Below are 19,035 nucleotides of genomic sequence, written 5' to 3' on the forward strand. Positions count from 1 at the left end.
TTCGTGATATTACCTGATTATTAAAACAGTTTAATCTCGATAAATGGAGTTATTATGAGTTCAAACTTTAATGTTAAATCCCAAGCGCCTGTTTATCATCCTGCGATAAACTCCGATCAAAAAAATAGTCCAATAAATTCTAGTGAATCAGCTGAGGGAACAATAAATAGTTTAAATTTAAACTCGTTATCTGGATTACAAGATGGATCATTAAAACTTCCAAACTCGGGAGTGACTCTTGTATCCCCTCAGAAAGAAATCGATGAAAGTGTTTTAGCTGGTTTATCCAAAAATTTGAATGAATTCATGCAATTGTATTCTAAGAATGCTCCTCATAAAAGATATTCGCCAAACTCAGAGTTACAACAGACCCAGTCAGATTATTTTACAAACGTACTCGCACCTGAGTTTCTACATAAAATTTCTGGAGCCTTGATTGCACGCGAGATTGGTGTAGATAGAGTCTCCCACTTTGATGGGTTTACTTCAGATAATTTAATGATATTCATCAGATCTATGATACAGCGACAACGGATGACTGCGGATGAAAGTAACGCCAAGATAAACATCTTCCTAGCTTCGCTAAGCGCTACAATGGCTGAAAATGCAGCAGATTCAACAATAAAAGAGGGCAAGCAGCAACTGATCGGGGCCATATTCAGCTTTGTTATCGGTTCTGTCATGGTGGGCGCCGGTAGCGGTATACAGCTACGTGGCTTAAATAAGCAAAATAGGATGCTGAATGCAGAAGTTGAACAGCAGCAGCCGAATATTGCTACTAATAAAGTTGGTGACGTCAGGCAGAGCCTTAATGTTATGGATTCAAGAGGTGCCAGCATGAATGCGGTTGGCACAATGAAAAATAATAAAATAGGAACGCTAAATGAACCAAGAGAAAGGATGTCTTCCAAAGAAATACATAATCATCCCAAAGATAAGATACAAATAAAAGCAGAGCGAGAACGACCCCAAGATCTTAATTCATCGTTGAGTACGGCCAAGCCAAACCGCCATACTGGGCGTAAATTGGAGATAGTTGGCATGGCTATTTCTAATATGGCGACTACTGGTGGTCAGATGGTTTCGGGTATCAACATGGCGGAAGTTAAAACTATTGAAGCCAACAAGATGATACAAAACACTGCCGCAGATATAACTCAAACTATTTTAAGAGAAAAAGAAAGAGCCGCTAGCTCTCTTAATGATATGTTTAAAAGCATGCAGGACACTATTAACGGGATAATCGCTGGTCAAAATATGACATCTGCAAAAATTATTCGTGGCTAAGATATTTAAATTAAGGAATCATAGTTATGATAATATCTACAGTGAACGCATTGCCGATCAAGCAGAATTCTAGTCAGATTGAATCGTTACATTCTACGTTGAATGGTGGGGGAGGCGATGTTATCAATAGCGACTTTTTTGATTCTATTATATCACGTTACCAAGATGGTAATAATCATCCGAATTTAATAAGTGATTGGTTAAGTTTATTGGCGAGTGACAATGATGGGGTAAGAAGATTGATCGCGGTGGAAAAAACGGGTGTAACGAAAGGAGATACTCAACGTGTCATTAACCGTGTGTCAGATGATATTCATGATAAATATGAAATATTATCTTCAAAATATAATCATGATGAAATAAATATACCTCCACATATAAAAAGTTTGATTGAAGTTGTAGATATTGGTTATGAAGATTTTCAGAGTAAGCATAAAGAAATAGTTGAGAGATATAGTAAGTATTACGAAGCTTTTAGTGAGGGACTCAGTGCGCAGTCAAAATATGTTGGGGCTGGGAGTGATGCAAATAAAATTGATTTTAAAAAACGGAGTTTTGCCGCTAGTCTAAACGATAAACTTATTATCTATAGTCATGAACCGAGTTTTTATGATGCAGAAACTGGCAAAATAAATGAAAATGCTTTTTCAAATGTAAAAACACTTTATACGTTAACGGGTGATGAAAAAAGATTTAATTACTGGAAGAAGGAACTGTCACCTGAATTAAATGTAACTTGGGATAAAGAGAAAGGATATATTTATGTTTTACCTAATCTGGATAATTTAAAGAGTATATTTAAAAGTCTTGAGAATTCTGATGGGGTAATAATAAATAACCTTAGTGGAAATGATGACATCGCTACCGCAACTTATCAAGCATGGCAGGCAGGGAACGACAGTATAAAGAACCGGCAGCAAAATGCTCTTAACCAGCTTACGGAGAAATATGGTCATCATCTCAATAAGTTGGAAAACTTAATTCAGTTCTTGATTAGAGCTATAGAAGATCACGCCAAATCCAATGAACCAACGTTAAGAATTCTAGCGTAGCAAAGGGATATTATGTCTGACACAAATAGGTTCGCCAACACTCACGATGTTTTATACGTTGGTATATTACAATGGTTGCAGAAAAGTCTTGTTACGATAACTAATTGTCCTCTGTCGAAAATAAATCCGGATGCCAGACTAATACTGGATTTGCATATAGACTCTCTAGAAATATTAGAGTTGGTTATTGAGGTAGAGAAAGAAACGGCTAAGCCGTTAGCTGATGATGTTTGGCATAAATGGAATACGATAAATGATATCGTAGAATATATAAAACTGACGAAGATAAGGTGAGTGTATATTCTGCATTCGATGTAATTTAAAATATCGTCATTATAAAACCCGAATCAGTATATTAAACTTTAATAAGCAGGTTGTGGTTTTACGCGGCTGGTTTCTATTCTAATATGATGAATCCATCTTTTTACGATGAGTTAATCAATGCTATCAGTTAAATATCCGTTGCTCCTGCTATTACCACTATTGCTCGTTAATGGGTGTCAGCGGCCAACAAATAGGGCTCCAGTAGTGGAGACACCACAGCAGATTGAACAGCTATCTGCACTGATTTCTGGTGCCATGTATTTGCGACAGGAATGCCAAAGGAAAGATATTCCTGATGAATCAATACTTATGCAAACGGCGGTAAAACTGGCAATGGAGCGAAATTGGGATACCAAAGCACCAGCTTATCAAGCGCTGAAAGGGAAAAGTCAGGCACGTTATCAGGCTCTTGTGGAAGAAATTGGCACCGATAATAATCAATGTCCTTCTCTTAACCTGCTACTGGCTGATTTTGCCTATGAAGCTCGGCGTAACATGAAATGACAGTATGTTATCTTCATTAATTGCATGGTAATGATGCAGAAACAATAGCCAACCTGCGAGAGCTAGGAAAGGGCCGAAAGGTAAAGGTGCACTTAACGGCCTATTTCTAAGCAAATGCGCGATGAAAGTAAAACTGCTCCCAGCGAGGGAAGCAATCAAAAGCAGGGCCGGTAGCTCCATCCAGCCGAGCCAGGCTCCTAAGGCCGCTAGTAATTTAAAGTCGCCATAGCCTAGGGCTTCACGGTGCGTTGTCAGCCAAAATGCCCAGTAAAGGCACCATAAGACTAAATATCCACCCACTGCACCGATAACGGCATCACTTAGTGCCAACGTTTGATCGAATAAATGGAAAATCAAGCCACCCCATAGCAAAGAAAGCGTGAGGTTATCCGGCAATAGCAAATGCTCAATATCAATTGCGGTTAACGCTATTAATACCCATGTAAAGACTAATGCAGCAAGAAGCGTATATCCGGCAGGAATAATCATGCTGATAAATAATGTTAAAGCCACAGTCGCTAGCTCGATCATGGGATAACGGAGAGAGATCTTATTTTGGCAGTGTCGGCATTGTGCCTTAAGTAGAAACCAGCTGAATATAGGGATGTTATCATGCCATTTCAGTGAGTGATGACAATGTGGGCAATACGAGCGAGGTATACACAAGTTGAATTCATGGTGCTTATTATTCTTGAGCATAATTGGTAGTCGATGAATGACGACATTAAGAAAACTACCGATACATAGGCCAAGTATTACTAGACTACCCCACCATAGTGGAGTGAAGGTTTGTAAGCTATAAAGCATATCTAACATAAGTGAAGTACTCTAATGTCGTGGATTAATAAATTTGGTGTATATCTGTATGGGCTGATAAATAAAATACAGAAATAACAAAGGCACCATTAGCGATTTAATGCATATAAATTATTCTAATTGCTGATGCCTTTCTCTTATTTTTGACTCAAATGTCATTAATTAGTTGTTGGGTGGCGACAGGCTTATTTGTATGGAAGTTAAGATAAATGTGAGTATTCATACTATGTATGATAGCTAGAGGAATTTAGTTCTATGGTGCCAAATTGAAAATATTATGATATGTGATGAGGTAATTAATATTATTGCGGGTATAGTTATTAATATACTGTGTTTTTTAGAAAAAGTTGGTTTTTACTATGGTAAAGTTAATTGAAAACATGTCAATTAGTATGCTAATAGTTAATATTTAGATTAAATATTGGTTGGTTTTTATCAATAAAATATTTTTATGAATAAGGCTGATGATAGCTAAAAATTTTTTTGTTTCGTTACCGTAAAATAAAGCCCGACAGATTTCTGCCGGGCGATAATAGTCAATCTACCTGTGGCTAATCATTAGCCGCAGCGATTACATTTAGATGTTTGAATAATCTGGAAGAAATCATTGCCTTTATCATCGACCAGAATAAAAGCAGGGAAATCTTCAACTTCAATTTTCCAGATGGCTTCCATGCCTAACTCTGGATACTCCACGCATTCCAGACTTTTAATACTGTTTTGCGCCAATACCGCCGCTGGACCACCAATACTGCCGAGGTAGAAGCCGCCGTGCTTATGGCAGGCTTCCGTTACCTGTTTACTGCGGTTGCCTTTGGCGAGCATGATCATACTGCCGCCGTGGGATTGCAGTAGATCCACATAGGAATCCATTCGGCCTGCGGTGGTTGGTCCTAGGGAACCAGAGGCATAACCTTCCGGTGTTTTTGCAGGGCCTGCGTAATAGATCGGGTGATCTTTGACATATTGCGGCAATCCCTCTCCATTTTTCAGACGTTCTTCTAATTTTGCGTGGGCAATATCACGGCCAACAATAATTGTGCCGCTCAGAGATAGGCGCGTAGATACCGGATACTGTGACAGCTCTTTTAGGATCTCTTTCATCGGCCGGTTCAGATCGATTTTTACGACTTTACCTTCCGTGGCCTGGCGTAAATGCTCGGGGATATATTGCCCTGGGTTATGTTCCAGTTTTTCCAGCCAGATGCCCTTACGGTTAATTTTGCCTTTAATATTGCGATCGGCGGAACAAGAAACCCCCATTCCTACCGGGCAAGATGCGCCGTGGCGTGGCAAGCGGATTACACGTACATCATGGGCAAAATATTTGCCACCGAACTGCGCGCCTAACCCTAATTCCTGAGCTTCTTTCAGTAATTCTTCTTCCAGTTGAATATCGCGGAAAGCTTGCCCATGCTCGTTACCTTCGGTTGGCAAACCATCGTAATATTTGGTGGAAGCCAGTTTTACCGTCTTCAGCGTGCTTTCCGCAGAGGTGCCGCCGATGACAAACGCGATATGGTATGGCGGGCAGGCGGCGGTACCCAAAGTGCGCATTTTCTCAACTAGGAAGGCTTTGAGTTTGCCGGGAGATAATAGCGCTTTAGTTTCCTGATACAGATAGGTTTTGTTCGCTGAACCCCCACCCTTGGTGACGAACAGGAATTTATAATCTTCCCCTTCTGTGCTGTACAGGTCGATTTGCGCAGGCAGATTGCTGCCGGTATTGACCTCTTTATACATGTCCAGCGCGGCGTTTTGCGAGTAACGTAAGTTATCTTCAATAAAGGTGTTGTATACCCCACGGGACAAGGCTTCTGCATCATTACCGCCGGTCCAGACGCGTTGGCCTTTTTTCCCTACGATAATCGCTGTGCCGGTATCTTGACAGGTTGGCAAAATACCTTTGGCTGCGATTTCCGAGTTACGCAGGAATTGCAGAGCAACATACTTATCGTTTTCACTGGCTTCAGGATCGTCAAGAATTGCGGCGACTTGCTTTTGATGGGCAGGGCGGAGTAAAAACGATGCATCGTGGAAAGCTTGTTGGGCGAGTAAGGTGAGGGCTTCTGGTTCGACTTTGAGAATATCATGATCTTCAAACTGCGAGACGGAGACATGATTATTGCTGACCAGATAATACTCGGTATCATCTTCCTTTAAAGGGAAGGGGTCTTGATAGTGGAACGGTTTATTAGACATTTTCTCTCACTTGCAACATCAGTTATCGAAACTAAGGTAGATCAAGCCGGTATATTTTTTTTAAGTAGCCTTTGGCTCCGATCCTACTATATGTGGCGTCAGCTAAGCGATGACGCCATCTCTTTTATAGGGGATAGATCGCATTTTCCGTATGTATCTATGACGTAACCAGAAATAATCTGTCGTTGCTTTAAATCACAGTGGATTATTTCTTATTTTTGAAAAAAGTCATTACACCGCCGACAACCAACCCCAGCACAATACCGGTCAAAATCCACTCGGTTAATGTCATTTACATTTCCTTTTTTATTAATTTGCAGGTGTTATTTTTAAATTTTTATTGGTTTTGTTTGCCTCTCATCAGCAATAAACCAATAAAAATAGCCTGCCGTAACAGGCTTTTTAAACGATGTTAAGGATGCTGTGTCTGGACGGTTTCTACGCCATCCGGTTCTACCGCCTCTAACGGAGGCATAATATCTTGAATCATCTGCTCGTCAAAACTAGGGTTAAGAGCCGGTGAAAGGGGAGAACTGACCAGACTATCGGGTATTGCAATATGAGGCACAGGTGCGTCATTCACAAAGTCTGATTCATCCTGTTTCACCGTGCGACTGAGAGAAACCAGCGCCACGCCGCATAAAGCAAAGAAAGCATATAGAATATTGCCCCCTAAAGGCGCAATCAGCGCACCGACCGCCAGTGGGCCGATGCTGGCTCCTACGCCAAATGACATCAGTAAACAGGCTGCCAGAGAGACGCGTCTTTCAGGTTCAATCAGATCGTTAGCCAGCGCGACGACTAATGGGTAAAGGGTAAATTGCAACATGCTAACGATGAATCCTAGCCCTAGTAACAGACGAAAAGGAATATGCGGCCAGATAGCCAGCGGCAGCGCGGTAACGGCAAGTAATATGGCATTGATACGAATCAATAAGGTTCGGTTATAACGATCGGATAACCAGCTCAAGGGAAGCTGAGCCACCAGTCCAGCAAAAATTGACAGTGCCATGAACAGACCCGTTTGCTCGGTTGTCAGCGATTGCAGGCTGGAATAAACCGGAGCAAGCCCGTAAAAAGAACCGACAATCATGCCAATAACCAAGGTTGAGGCTAGAATTTTCGGGATAGAATGGATAAAGAATTTCAATTCCATTGGTGCTGGTGACATTTGCTGGGCATTACTACGGGTTGTCAATGCGATAGGAACCAGGCAAAGAGCGAAGAATAAAGCGATCACCATCAATGTGCTGAGGCCCAAATTGGGCTGTAGCATCAGAACTACCTGGCCTAGCGCCATACCGGCGTAGGTAGCTGCCATATAAAAACCGAATACCGTACCACGTTGATTCGAGGATGACTGATCGTTCAGCCAGCTTTCTAGTACCATAAACTGGCACATCATACACAGGCCGATAATTAGCCTTAGTATGACCCATACGGGTATATATTCTGTTAATCCGTGGCTCAATACTGCCGCGGTAATGATACCGGCGCAGGCGACATAGGCGCGAATATGCCCGACTCTGGCGATAAGAAAATGACCGACCTTACCGCCGATAACTAATCCGATGTAGTTAGCGGCAATAATGGCCCCAATCAGGGCTCCGGACACGTTAATAGATGTTAAACGCAGTGAGATATAGGTCGTCAGCAGGCCAGAACCCAACAACATGAGCACCGTCGCGGTGTAAAGTGGGAAGAATGCGTTCAGAATTTTTTTCACTATAGCGTCCTGGTTTTTTATCCTGAAATGATCGTCGGCGTACAGGCCTAAAAGTCGGACGTAAAAACAGTCAGATAAAGAAATTACGTCACGCCAGCCTGCTCGGGTATTACCTCTCTGCAATCAATTAGATGATTTATAAGCTTCTTTGATATTACCAGCTAAGCATGATAGGTAAAGCGTTGTCCGGACAAGGGCTTTGAATTCGACATGCGAAACGCTTCGCATCTATTGGCAGAAGTGCAGCACAAACGAAGAGAAGTGCTACTATCGCCACTGAAATATTTTCATAGAATAAGGGGGCATGATGAACGAACAACAACTGCGTCAGCTCAGCATTGACGCCGGTGAGTTGCTCAAGGCTCGCGGGGCCAGCGTGACCTGCGCTGAATCTTGCACCGGCGGATGGATAGCGAAAGCCTTGACGGATATCGCCGGTAGCTCGGCTTATTTCGATCGCGGATTTGTGACTTACAGTAATGAAGCAAAACACGATTTGCTCGGCGTAGCGGAAACCACCCTGAATGCGCATGGTGCAGTCAGCGAAGAGGTCGTGCGTGAGATGGCCGTGGGGGCATTACACGCGGCGCAGGCTGATTTTGCACTCTCCGTTAGTGGGATTGCAGGGCCTGACGGCGGTACTGAATTTAAGCCCGTAGGTACCGTCTGGTTCGGTTTTGCAACAAAGGCTGGACAGATCTCGGCTGAGAAGCATGTTTTTAATGGTAATCGCGATGAGATACGCTTGCAGGCCACTATTTTCGCGCTTCAGACGCTGGTTGATAAATTTCTAAAAAAATAGGCTTGATACTGTATGATTGTACAGTATAATTAGCGCTAATTTCCTGCACAAAACAACATTCAGTGGCGACGATAAGGGCGACCTTACCTTGCCAGAGAGGGAGTAAAAATGGCTATTGATGAGAACAAACAAAAGGCATTAGCAGCAGCACTGGGCCAGATTGAAAAACAATTCGGCAAAGGCGCTATTATGCGTCTTGGCGAAGACCGCTCAATGGATGTTGAAACGATTTCTACCGGCTCATTATCATTAGATATCGCTCTGGGAGCCGGCGGTTTGCCTATGGGGCGTATTGTTGAGATCTATGGCCCTGAATCGTCAGGTAAAACTACGCTGACGCTGCAGGTCATCGCCGCAGCGCAGCGCGAAGGTAAAACCTGTGCCTTTATTGATGCCGAGCACGCCCTTGACCCAATTTACGCGAAAAAACTAGGCGTAGATATCGATAATCTTCTGTGTTCTCAGCCAGATACCGGTGAGCAAGCGTTGGAAATCTGCGATGCGTTGACTCGTTCAGGTGCGGTTGATGTGATCATCGTTGACTCCGTAGCCGCTCTGACGCCAAAAGCTGAAATTGAAGGTGAAATTGGCGATTCTCACATGGGTCTTGCTGCTCGTATGATGAGCCAGGCCATGCGTAAGCTGGCGGGTAACCTGAAAAATGCCAACACTTTGCTGATCTTTATCAACCAGATTCGTATGAAAATTGGTGTGATGTTCGGTAACCCGGAAACCACTACCGGTGGTAACGCCCTGAAGTTCTATGCTTCCGTTCGTTTGGATATTCGCCGCATCGGTGCGGTGAAAGAAGGCGATGTGGTAGTGGGCAGCGAAACTCGTGTCAAAGTGGTTAAAAACAAAATTGCTGCGCCGTTCAAACAGGCTGAATTCCAGATTCTTTACGGTGAAGGCATTAACATCAACGGTGAGTTGGTGGATCTGGGTGTTAAACATAAGCTGATTGAGAAAGCCGGTGCATGGTATAGCTACAACGGTGACAAAATCGGTCAAGGTAAAGCTAACGCCAGTAATTATTTGAAAGAAAACCCAGCTATTGCAACAGAGATCGATAAGAAGCTGCGTGAAATGTTGCTGAGCGGTGCTGGTGAACAATCGACTGCGGCAGCCGGTGGTTTTGCCGATGAAGCCAACGATGAGACTAGCGAAGAATTTTAATAGGCTGAAGTGATAGCCGTATAGTCATATTAATCCTATGACCTGGCAAAATATCAACCCGATAAGTTTTGTATTGCGGTAACGCAGCAATTAGACCAATTCTGGACTGAGTTAACTCAGTTTCTGGAAGCGGTGAGAATGTTAGCGCTGTCACTGCCGCAACTCGAAATGTAAGGGGATGGGATTCTCTACTTGTGATTAAAAGTAATGAATGACCTGTTAAGCCGCGCGATGAGATTGCTCTCTCAACGAGATCATAGTGAGACCGAACTGCGCCGCAAACTTGCGGCGCAGTCATTTTCGGTAAAAGGCAATTGGGGACGCGGAAAGAAAAAATCCCCATCTACCACTAAACGGGGTCAAAGCCTGAATAACGGCGGTGGCGATAATCACGACGATCGAAGCGCTAAAAATAGCTTTTATCATCACAGCTATAGTTCTGGTGGTAGCCGCAACGAAGAAAAAGAGACTGACAACGATCTCCATGATCTCACTGACGGTCATGACGCGGCTGAGGCTATTGACCCAAAAGCTATTGATGAAGTCATTGCTTATTGCTATCAACACAACTGGCTGGATGATGCTCGTTTTGCTACCAGTTATATCAACAGCCGTAGCCGCAAAGGGTATGGTGTTCAGCGCATTCGCTCTGAACTGTTGCAGAAAGGCATAGAAAAAGAACAAGCACAAACTGCTTTTGAAATAAGTGAGATCGACTGGTGTCAGCTGGCAAAAGAAGTCGCTCAGCGCAAATTCGGTGAAACCTTACCTGTTGAATGGAAGGAAAAGGCAAAAGTTCAGCGTTATCTCCTCTATCGTGGCTTCTTTCAAGAAGAAATTCAGTCGATTTACAATGATTTTATCGAATGAATGCACACGGGATTTTACTTCCCTCTGAAGAAAATTTATCTTATTCCCACTTTTTGTTTGTGAGCTGACTGGTAGTCCCCTTTATTAAGGGGGGCGCTGTTGGCTCGCGAGCCATTCTTTTAGCTTGATTCCGGGACAATTATGAGCAAGAGCACCGCTGAGATCCGTCAAGCGTTTCTCGATTTCTTCCATAGCAAGGGACACCAGGTTGTATCAAGCAGCTCATTGGTCCCTAATAATGACCCGACATTGTTGTTTACCAATGCCGGGATGAACCAGTTCAAAGATGTTTTCTTGGGCTTGGACAAGCGGGCCTATACTCGCGCCACGACTTCCCAACGCTGTGTTCGCGCCGGTGGTAAGCATAACGATCTGGAAAACGTCGGTTATACCGCACGTCATCACACGTTCTTTGAAATGTTGGGTAACTTCAGCTTTGGCGATTACTTCAAACATGATGCGATTAACTTCGCATGGGAACTGCTGACCAGCGAAAAATGGTTCAACCTGCCGAAAGAAAAACTGTGGGTTACCGTTTACGAAACCGATGACGAAGCCTATAACATTTGGGCAAATGACGTTGGCGTACCGCGTGAACGTATCATCCGTATCGGCGACAAAGGCGCGCCTTTTGCCTCGGATAACTTCTGGCAAATGGGTGACACCGGCCCGTGCGGCCCATGCAGCGAGATCTTCTACGATCACGGCGACCATATCTGGGGTGGCCCTCCAGGCTCACCAGAAGAAGATGGCGATCGCTACATCGAGATCTGGAACATCGTTTTCATGCAATTCAACCGTCAGTCAGATGGCACAATGTTGCCGCTGCCTAAACCATCCGTAGATACCGGTATGGGGTTGGAGCGTATTGCCGCTGTATTGCAGCACGTGAATACTAACTATGAAATCGATTTGTTCCGCGATTTGATTGCGGCCGTTGCCGAAGTAACTGGCGCTACCGATCTTAATAGCAAATCACTGCGCGTGATTGCCGATCATATCCGCTCATGTGCGTTCCTGATTTCAGACGGTGTTATTCCTTCGAATGAAAACCGTGGTTATGTGCTGCGTCGCATCATTCGTCGTGCTATTCGCCATGGAAATATTCTGGGTGCCAAAGATACCTTCTTCTACAAACTGGTAGCGCCATTGATTGCCGTTATGGGTTCAGCCGCTGATGAATTGAAACAGCAGCAGGCGATGGTTGAGCAGGTTCTGAAAACTGAAGAAGAGCAGTTTGCACGGACTCTGGAACGTGGTCTGGCATTGCTGGATGAAGAGTTGAACAAGCTGACCGGCGACACGCTGGACGGTGAAACTGCATTCCGTCTGTATGATACCTATGGTTTCCCGGTTGATTTGACCGCGGACGTGTGCCGTGAGCGCAATCTGAAGGTTGATGAGGCTGGTTTTGAGCAGGCAATGGAAGCTCAACGCCGTCGTGCTCGTGAATCCAGCGGTTTTGGTGCTGACTATAACAGCCTGATCCGCGTCGATACCGCGAGTGAATTCTCTGGCTATGACCATGTAGAGCAGAAATCTACCGTTACTGCATTGTTCCGCAATGGTGAAGCCGTTGACGAGATTCATGCCGGTGAAGATGCCGTGGTGATCTTGAATCAGACTCCGTTCTACGGTGAGTCAGGCGGTCAGGTTGGCGACCAAGGCCAACTGAAAAGCGCTATGGCTGATTTTATGGTCTCCGACACGCAGAAATACGGCCAGGCGATTGGCCACTTAGGCCAGTTATCTCAAGGTACTTTGCGTATTAACGATAGCGTTGATGCTATTGTAGATAGCGCTCGCCGTAATCGTATTCGTCTGAACCATTCCGCGACCCACTTGTTGCACGCTGCATTGCGTAAAATACTGGGTGAGCATGTGGCTCAGAAAGGCTCATTGGTTAACGATAAATACCTGCGTTTTGACTTCTCTCATTTTGAAGCCATGAAGCCGGAACAAATTCGTCAGGTTGAAGACCTGGTGAATGCGCAGATTCGCCGCAACCTGCCAATTCAAACGGAAGTTATGGAGTTGGACGCAGCGAAAGAAAAAGGCGCAATGGCTCTGTTCGGCGAGAAATATGACGATCAGGTGCGCGTATTGACCATGGGCGACTTCTCAACCGAACTTTGCGGCGGTATTCACGCCAATCGTACCGGTGATATTGGTCTGTTCCGTATTCTGGCTGAATTAGGCACGGCAGCAGGTATTCGTCGTATCGAAGCCGTAACGGGGGAAGGTGCTATTGCCTTGCTGCATCAGCAAAGTGATCTGTTACAGGATGTTGCTCACCTGGTGAAGGGGGATAGCAATAATCTGACAGATAAGATTCGGGCCGTATTGGATCGCAGCAAAGCGTTGGAAAGAGAATTACAGCAGTTGAAAGACCAGCAGGCAGCGCAGGAGAGTGCTTCATTGTCCTCCTCTGCGAAAGAAGTGAAGGGCGTAAAACTGTTGGTTAGCAAACTGGATAACGTTGAAGCGAAAATGCTGCGTACCATGGTTGACGATCTGAAGAATCAGTTGGGCTCTGCCATTATTGTTCTGGCAACGACCGCGGACGATAAAGTGAGCCTGATTGTAGGCGTGACCAAAGATTTGACCAACCGAGTCAAAGCAGGTGAGTTGATTGCCGATATTGCCCAGCAGGTGGGGGGTAAAGGCGGTGGACGCCCTGATATGGCTCAGGCTGGAGGTTCGGATGTTCAGGCTCTGCCCGCCGCGCTGGCTAGCGTAGAAGCGTGGGTCGCGTCTCGGCTGTAAGCATGCAATGATCGTGTAAAATAAATGCGCCATACCTCAAAGAAGAGTATGGCGCTTTTCAATTTTCTTGTCATAGGTCGGTTACAAAGTTAAACGCAAATTTGTTCGTGTCGTCTAAACTTGTATTAGTTAGAGGCGCGACCAAGCTACTTACATTTTATGTGGGGGCGATGGCTTACGTTTTCACGGTGTATGATGGATAATGGCGGGGAAACTGAGAGACCCGACTCTTTTAATTTTTCAAGGAGCAAAGAATGCTTATTCTGACTCGTCGAGTTGGTGAAACACTCATGATTGGCGATGAGGTTACGGTTACTGTATTAGGAGTTAAAGGCAACCAGGTTCGAATTGGTGTGAATGCTCCGAAAGAAGTTTCTGTTCACCGTGAAGAAATCTACCAACGTATTCAAGCAGAGAAGTCTCAACCGACGACTTACTGATATTGAAGCAGCGTCTCGTGGAATGCGAGACGCTGCTGCTCACCCCAAAATTCTATTCCCTGCATCATTTCTCACTCGCTCATGGCTATTTTCTCGCTTTTCTCCCAAGATTTAACTCGCCTCAGTAATATTCCTTCAATTCTTTTACAACGCTATTTCGCAGACATCCTTATCTCGCCTGTTGATAAAATACTCTTTTCGATGCCAAATTGCGCATCTTGGCTGTGAATTGTGCAAGTAAACGTTTGTTGGGAAAAATTGTTTGACTTATAAGTGCAGGAAAGTAATATGTGCGCCACGCAGTGCCGATGAGCTTCTTTAAAAGCAAGTTAGGCACAATTCGAAAGAAGCGTATGGTGAGGTGGCCGAGAGGCTGAAGGCGCTCCCCTGCTAAGGGAGTATACGGTCAAAAGCTGTATCGAGGGTTCGAATCCCTCCCTCACCGCCATTTACTATGCACCCATAGCTCAGCTGGATAGAGTACTCGGCTACGAACCGAGCGGTCGGAAGTTCGAATCTTCCTGGGTGCACCATATTTTGCAGTATGGTGAAGTAGTTAAATGACTGTCAGATAGTTTCAGAGATTTATTTGCACCCATAGCTCAGCTGGATAGAGTACTCGGCTACGAACCGAGCGGTCGGAAGTTCGAATCTTCCTGGGTGCACCATTTTAAGAAACCTCGCTGCGGCGGGGTTTTCTGCTTTCTGGCTATTTGAAATAGCATCCTGCCTGATTTGGTCAGTGAGACCCCGCGAGTGCCAGTAGAACGCCACTGACTTCTTTTTTTCCGCTATCTGAATTTCGCCTGCCTATGAAAAATATCAAGATGGGTCGATGAGGTTATAAATATTCATCAAATCTATATCTCATCACAGTGCTTGTACTGGCTAATGAATTCCCATCCAGTTGATTTTATTACGCTCATCTAATGACCATCTTTAGCCAAAAAACACTTTTTCTGATTAAATACAGATGGTTATACAGTAAGCGACAATTTAATGAGTTTGCGATAAAGTAGCTTTTCCTTTCCTCAATGATCCTGGGATAAAGATGTACGATCGCTATGAAGGCCTAATCTTTGATATGGATGGTACGATTTTGGATACCGAATCCACCCATCGACAGGCTTGGCGGAAGGTGTTGATGCCTCACGGTATTCAATTTGATGAGCAAGCTATGGTGGCGCTCAACGGCTCTCCAACCTGGCGAATTGCCGAGATGATTATTCATAATCATCGGTTGAAGTTAGATCCTCATCTGTTAGCCGCTGAGAAAACGGCAGCGGTGAAGGCGATGCTGTTGGATAACGTAAAGCCGCTCCCGCTCATTGACGTGGTTAAGGCTTATCATGGCCGCAGACCTATGGCTGTGGGAACCGGAAGCGAGCACAGCATGGCTGAGGCGCTTTTACGACATCTTGGCCTTCGGGATTACTTCGATGTCATCGTCGGTGCCGATGACGTTACCCGGCATAAGCCGGAGCCAGACACCTTTTTGCGCTGTGCCGAATTGCTCGGCGTGGCGCCGGAGCGCTGTGTCGTGTTCGAAGATGCTGATTTCGGCGTAGAAGCGGCAAAGCGGGCGAAGATGGACGTGGTGGATGTGCGTCTGCTGTGAGTAGCACGCTGGCTGTAGCATCGTTATTCGGTAGCAGTTTTCTTAGCGCGACGCTCTTACCTGGAAGTTCCGAAATTCTATTAGTGACCTTGCTAACTGCGGGCAGTGCGCCTGCGGTGATATTAGTGTTATCTGCAACCGTAGGTAATACGCTGGGTGGCTTAACAAATGTAGTTATAGGCCGCCTGTTACCGGCGTTAAAACCGCAGCGCGGGCTGGATATGACGTTGGGCTGGCTCCAACGCTTTGGTCCAGCCGCTCTCTTGCTGAGTTGGTTACCGGTGGTAGGCGATTTGATGTGTGTGTTGGCAGGCTGGCTGCGTATGCCCTGGGCTCTGGTGGTTTTTTTTCTGTGTGTGGGAAAAGCTGTGCGTTACATCGTTATTACCGTGTTAACGCTGGAAGGAATCGCCTGGTGGCAATAAAGATGTGATGACTTCACATAGTCACATTGACGTAGTTTCAGTATGCTTACGGGCTATGGTTTTTAAGAGCGGGAGGTCGATTTGATCCCGGACGTATCACAGGCGCTTTCTTGGTTGGAAGCGCATCCTAATGCATTAAAAGGAATCCGCCGCGGCATTGAGCGGGAAACATTGCGTGTGACCGCTGATGGCCAACTGGCTGCGACGGGTCACCCTGAGTCACTCGGGGCGGCGTTGACACATCAATGGATCACGACTGATTTTGCCGAAGCTTTGCTGGAGTTTATCACTCCGGTAGACGGCGATATCGATCATTTGCTGGCTTTTTTGCGTGATATTCATCGTTACACTGCGCGTAAACTTGGCGATGAGCGCATGTGGCCCCTTAGCATGCCGTGCTTTATCGGCGCCGAGCAGGATATCGAACTGGCTAAATACGGTTCCTCCAACGTTGGACGCTTCAAGACGCTGTACCGTGAAGGGTTGAAAAACCGCTATGGCGCGCTGATGCAAACCATTTCCGGCGTACATTACAACTTCTCACTGCCTATTGAGTTTTGGCAGGCGTGGGCGGGTGTGGAAGACGAGCAAAGTGGTAAAGAAGAGATCTCTGCCGGTTATTTCCGACTGATCCGTAACTACTATCGCTTTGGCTGGGTGATTCCGTATCTGTTTGGTGCTTCGCCAGCGATTTGCTCTTCATTCCTGCAAGGACGTGAGACCGCATTGCCTTTTGAGCGCAATGATAACGGTATGTGCTATTTACCTTATGCCACTTCTTTACGCCTGAGCGATTTGGGTTACACCAATAAATCACAGAGTAATTTAGGCATTACTTTTAATGACCTGAATACCTATATTGATGGATTGAAGCGTGCTATCCATACGCCATCGGAAGAGTATGCGGCGCTGGGGCTGAAAGAGGGCGATCGCTACCTACAGCTCAATAGCAATGTACTGCAAATCGAAAATGAGCTGTATGCTCCGATTCGACCCAAACGCGTCACTCAATCAGGTGAGTCACCTTCTGACGCGTTGCTGCGCGGCGGGATCGAATATATCGAAGTGCGCTCGCTGGATATCAATCCGTTCTCCCCAATTGGTGTTGATGCGGTACAGGCTCGTTTCCTCGATCTATTTCTGATCTGGTGCGTGCTGGCTGATGCGCCTGAAATGAGCAGCGATGAGCTACTTTGTACGCGTAAAAACTGGAATCGTGTGATTCTGGAAGGGCGTAAACCGGGTCAGACTATTGGTATTGGCTGCGATAGCACTCGTGAGCCTTTAGATAAAGTCGGTAAAGCGCTGTTTGACGACTTGCGCCGGGTGGCAGAAGTGCTGGACGGCAAAGACAGTCGGGCTTATCAGGATGTATGTGATGAGCTAGTTGCTTCCTTCGATAATCCTGAACTGACGTTCTCTGCTCGTATTTTACAGGCAATGAAAGCGGAAGGAATCGGTGGTGTCGGGCTGGATCTGGCTGAACGTTATCGCGAAATGTTACGCAGTGAGCCGTTGGAAATATTGACTGAAGAACAGCTTTCAGCTGAACGTGACCGTTCTTGGATTCGTCAAGGTGAGCTGGAACGTAGTGATGAACTAAGCTTTGAAGAGTATCTGGCGATACACGCAGGTCGCTAGAAAAAGAAAAGGCCACAATCAATGTGGCCAAATTAACATCTCTGTATACAGGGATGATGATAACAAATGCGCGTCTTTCACATATTAAGACGGCGGTGATTTAAAAAAGTTTCATTGGGTTCGAAAAAAAATTCTTCTGCGAGAAATAATTTTTTTGAGGAGGTAACAAGATGCCATTATTGGACAGTTTTACAGTTGACCACACCATTATGAAAGCACCGGCCGTTCGCGTTGCTAAGACGATGAAAACCCCTCACGGCGATGCAATCACCGTGTTTGATTTACGTTTCTGCGTGCCGAATAAAGAAGTTTTGCCGGAGAAAGGTATTCATACGCTGGAGCATTTATTCGCAGGTTTTATGCGTGATCATCTGAATGGTCAGGGTGTGGAAATTATTGATATCTCACCAATGGGCTGCCGTACCGGTTTCTATATGAGCCTGATTGGCACACCTGACGAGCAGCGTGTGGCGGAAGCGTGGAAAGCGGCGATGGCTGATGTACTGAAAGTCACTGACCAGCGTAAAATTCCTGAGCTGAATGAATATCAGTGTGGGACTTACCAAATGCATTCGCTGGAAGAAGCGCAGGACATTGCCAAAAGCATCATCGAGCGTGGTGTGCGGGTAAATCATAACGATGAGTTGGCATTACCGAAAGAGAAACTGACTGAACTGCACATCTAGCATCGTTGATATGTTGGAAAATAAATATCCTCCGGCATAGCCGGAGGTTTTTCATATGCGCCTATAAGGCTCTGTTGCCAGCCGCGCCCTAACAGGCGCATCGCGATCTGACATTTGCATTTATGGATTACTTACGGCCCGTAAACGGGCTGCCCGGATAGGGGATCGAGAGTTGCTCACCCATTTTATCCTCTTCCAACTGGTGCTTTATGTATTCTTGTATCCTGGCTGTATTTTTCCCAACCGTATCAACGTAATACCCCCGACACCAGAACTCCCTGTTACGGTATTTGAACTTCAAATCGCCAAACTGCTCATAAAGCATCAGGCTGCTCTTTCCTTTCAGGTATCCCATAAAACCCGACACACTCATTTTGGGCGGGATTTCCAGAAGCATATGGATGTGATCCACACAGCATTCTGCTTCCAGAATATTCACGTTTTTCCATTCGCACAGCTTTCTTAAGATACTGCCTATCGCTTTGCGCTTTTCCCCGTAGAACACCTTTCTTCGGTACTTCGGCGCAAAAACCATGTGATATTTACAGTTCCATCGCGTGTGCGCTAAGCTCTTTTCGTCCCTCATAGGGACCCCCTTTTGATTTCTTGTTGAACATTTGCAGTTGCCAGACCGCAAACTGTTTTAACAAATCAAAAGGGGTTTTTATAACTGGCTCAAAGCTGAAAGCTTTACCGAACC

At 45.4% G+C, this 19,035-nt stretch carries 16 protein-coding genes and 3 tRNA genes; 15 read left to right on the forward strand and 4 right to left on the reverse strand.

The features are described 5' to 3' along the window. Positions 1-54: 54 nt before the first annotated feature. The 3 genes from DBA33_RS01300 to gspS all read left to right on the forward strand — a co-directional run bounded on the left by DBA33_RS01300 (position 55) and on the right by gspS (position 3,167). Positions 55-1,287 (forward strand): hypothetical protein, encoded by a 1,233-nt coding sequence (locus DBA33_RS01300; RefSeq protein ID WP_064516612.1) that lies wholly within the window; start codon positions 55-57, stop codon positions 1,285-1,287. Between the two features lie 26 nt (positions 1,288-1,313). Then, positions 1,314-2,339, forward strand: a complete 1,026-nt coding sequence (locus DBA33_RS01305) for an IpaD/SipD/SspD family type III secretion system needle tip protein (RefSeq protein WP_064516614.1) — start codon at positions 1,314-1,316, stop codon at positions 2,337-2,339. Between the two features lie 528 nt (positions 2,340-2,867). After that, positions 2,868-3,167: a type II secretion system pilot lipoprotein GspS gene (gspS, locus tag DBA33_RS01315; protein WP_235600976.1), complete on the forward strand. Its 300-nt coding sequence runs from the start codon at positions 2,868-2,870 to the stop codon at positions 3,165-3,167. On the opposite strand, the gene DBA33_RS01320 is transcribed toward gspS, so the two are convergent. From DBA33_RS01320 to DBA33_RS01330, 3 genes are all read right to left on the reverse strand, one after another. Then, positions 3,123-3,983, reverse strand: a complete 861-nt coding sequence (locus DBA33_RS01320) for an A24 family peptidase (protein ID WP_120805315.1) — start codon at positions 3,981-3,983, stop codon at positions 3,123-3,125. The genes gspS and DBA33_RS01320 overlap by 45 nt on opposite strands. A 558-nt stretch (positions 3,984-4,541) precedes the next feature. Next, complete coding sequence (gene fumA, locus DBA33_RS01325; RefSeq protein WP_064516620.1) at positions 4,542-6,185, reverse strand: class I fumarate hydratase FumA; 1,644 nt, start codon at positions 6,183-6,185, stop codon at positions 4,542-4,544. Between the two features lie 412 nt (positions 6,186-6,597). Beyond that, the gene (locus DBA33_RS01330) at positions 6,598-7,911 is read right to left on the reverse strand and encodes an MFS transporter (protein ID WP_064516622.1); all 1,314 of its coding nucleotides are present in this window, start codon (positions 7,909-7,911) and stop codon (positions 6,598-6,600) included. A 307-nt stretch (positions 7,912-8,218) separates the two neighbouring features. Here DBA33_RS01330 and pncC point away from each other — a divergent pair, with 307 nt between their 5' ends. The 12 genes from pncC (at position 8,219) to luxS (ending at position 18,335) form a co-directional block, all read left to right on the forward strand. Continuing rightward, entirely contained in the window at positions 8,219-8,713 is a 495-nt protein-coding gene (gene pncC / locus DBA33_RS01335) for a nicotinamide-nucleotide amidase (RefSeq protein ID WP_064516624.1), read from the forward strand. Positions 8,714-8,821: 108 nt separating this feature from the next. Further along, the gene (recA, locus tag DBA33_RS01340) at positions 8,822-9,889 is read left to right on the forward strand and encodes a recombinase RecA (protein ID WP_064516626.1); all 1,068 of its coding nucleotides are present in this window, start codon (positions 8,822-8,824) and stop codon (positions 9,887-9,889) included. Positions 9,890-10,096: 207 nt separating this feature from the next. After that, complete coding sequence (recX, locus tag DBA33_RS01345; RefSeq protein WP_120805316.1) at positions 10,097-10,759, forward strand: recombination regulator RecX; 663 nt, start codon at positions 10,097-10,099, stop codon at positions 10,757-10,759. Between the two features lie 141 nt (positions 10,760-10,900). Continuing rightward, a complete protein-coding gene (gene alaS / locus DBA33_RS01350) occupies positions 10,901-13,525 on the forward strand; it encodes an alanine--tRNA ligase (protein ID WP_120805317.1) in 2,625 nt (874 codons plus the stop codon). 254 nt (positions 13,526-13,779) lie between these two features. Further along, complete coding sequence (csrA, locus tag DBA33_RS01355; protein ID WP_002209449.1) at positions 13,780-13,965, forward strand: carbon storage regulator CsrA; 186 nt, start codon at positions 13,780-13,782, stop codon at positions 13,963-13,965. 355 nt (positions 13,966-14,320) lie between these two features. Beyond that, positions 14,321-14,413: transfer RNA gene (locus DBA33_RS01360), tRNA-Ser, on the forward strand. Positions 14,414-14,421: 8 nt separating this feature from the next. After that, a tRNA-Arg gene (locus tag DBA33_RS01365) sits at positions 14,422-14,498 on the forward strand. Positions 14,499-14,556: 58 nt separating this feature from the next. Continuing rightward, positions 14,557-14,633: transfer RNA gene (locus DBA33_RS01370), tRNA-Arg, on the forward strand. A 383-nt stretch (positions 14,634-15,016) separates the two neighbouring features. Next, positions 15,017-15,583 (forward strand): fructose-1-phosphate/6-phosphogluconate phosphatase, encoded by a 567-nt coding sequence (gene yqaB / locus DBA33_RS01375; RefSeq protein WP_064516630.1) that lies wholly within the window; start codon positions 15,017-15,019, stop codon positions 15,581-15,583. Continuing rightward, a complete protein-coding gene (locus DBA33_RS01380; RefSeq protein WP_064516632.1) occupies positions 15,580-16,008 on the forward strand; it encodes a YqaA family protein in 429 nt (142 codons plus the stop codon). Before yqaB ends, DBA33_RS01380 begins: the two co-directional genes overlap by 4 nt. Positions 16,009-16,089: 81 nt before the next feature. After that, positions 16,090-17,649 (forward strand): glutamate--cysteine ligase, encoded by a 1,560-nt coding sequence (gene gshA / locus DBA33_RS01385; protein ID WP_064516634.1) that lies wholly within the window; start codon positions 16,090-16,092, stop codon positions 17,647-17,649. Positions 17,650-17,819: 170 nt separating this feature from the next. Beyond that, positions 17,820-18,335, forward strand: a complete 516-nt coding sequence (luxS, locus tag DBA33_RS01390) for an S-ribosylhomocysteine lyase (RefSeq protein ID WP_064516636.1) — start codon at positions 17,820-17,822, stop codon at positions 18,333-18,335. Positions 18,336-18,462: 127 nt separating this feature from the next. On the opposite strand, the gene tnpA is transcribed toward luxS, so the two are convergent. Continuing rightward, positions 18,463-18,921, reverse strand: coding sequence for an IS200/IS605-like element IS1541C family transposase (gene tnpA / locus DBA33_RS01395; RefSeq protein ID WP_120805318.1), 459 nt, complete (start codon positions 18,919-18,921; stop codon positions 18,463-18,465). Positions 18,922-19,035: the final 114 nt, after the last annotated feature.

Origin of the sequence: Yersinia sp. IP36721, from assembly GCF_003634395.1 — a bacterium.
Lineage (GTDB): Bacteria > Pseudomonadota > Gammaproteobacteria > Enterobacterales > Enterobacteriaceae > Yersinia > Yersinia entomophaga.

Bases quoted from the DNA above. Each gene is read 5' to 3' on its own strand.
- alaS (WP_120805317.1), top strand. From the start codon at position 10,901: ATGAGCAAGAGCACCGCTGAGATCCGTCAAGCGTTTCTCGATTTCTTC.
- recA (WP_064516626.1), top strand. From the start codon at position 8,822: ATGGCTATTGATGAGAACAAACAAAAGGCATTAGCAGCAGCACTGGGC.
- luxS (WP_064516636.1), top strand. From the start codon at position 17,820: ATGCCATTATTGGACAGTTTTACAGTTGACCACACCATTATGAAAGCA.
- tnpA (WP_120805318.1), bottom strand. From the start codon at position 18,921: ATGAGGGACGAAAAGAGCTTAGCGCACACGCGATGGAACTGTAAATAT.
- pncC (WP_064516624.1), top strand. From the start codon at position 8,219: ATGAACGAACAACAACTGCGTCAGCTCAGCATTGACGCCGGTGAGTTG.
- DBA33_RS01305 (WP_064516614.1), top strand. From the start codon at position 1,314: ATGATAATATCTACAGTGAACGCATTGCCGATCAAGCAGAATTCTAGT.
- csrA (WP_002209449.1), top strand. From the start codon at position 13,780: ATGCTTATTCTGACTCGTCGAGTTGGTGAAACACTCATGATTGGCGAT.
- yqaB (WP_064516630.1), top strand. From the start codon at position 15,017: ATGTACGATCGCTATGAAGGCCTAATCTTTGATATGGATGGTACGATT.
- DBA33_RS01320 (WP_120805315.1), bottom strand. From the start codon at position 3,983: ATGTTAGATATGCTTTATAGCTTACAAACCTTCACTCCACTATGGTGG.
- DBA33_RS01300 (WP_064516612.1), top strand. From the start codon at position 55: ATGAGTTCAAACTTTAATGTTAAATCCCAAGCGCCTGTTTATCATCCT.
- fumA (WP_064516620.1), bottom strand. From the start codon at position 6,185: ATGTCTAATAAACCGTTCCACTATCAAGACCCCTTCCCTTTAAAGGAA.
- recX (WP_120805316.1), top strand. From the start codon at position 10,097: ATGAATGACCTGTTAAGCCGCGCGATGAGATTGCTCTCTCAACGAGAT.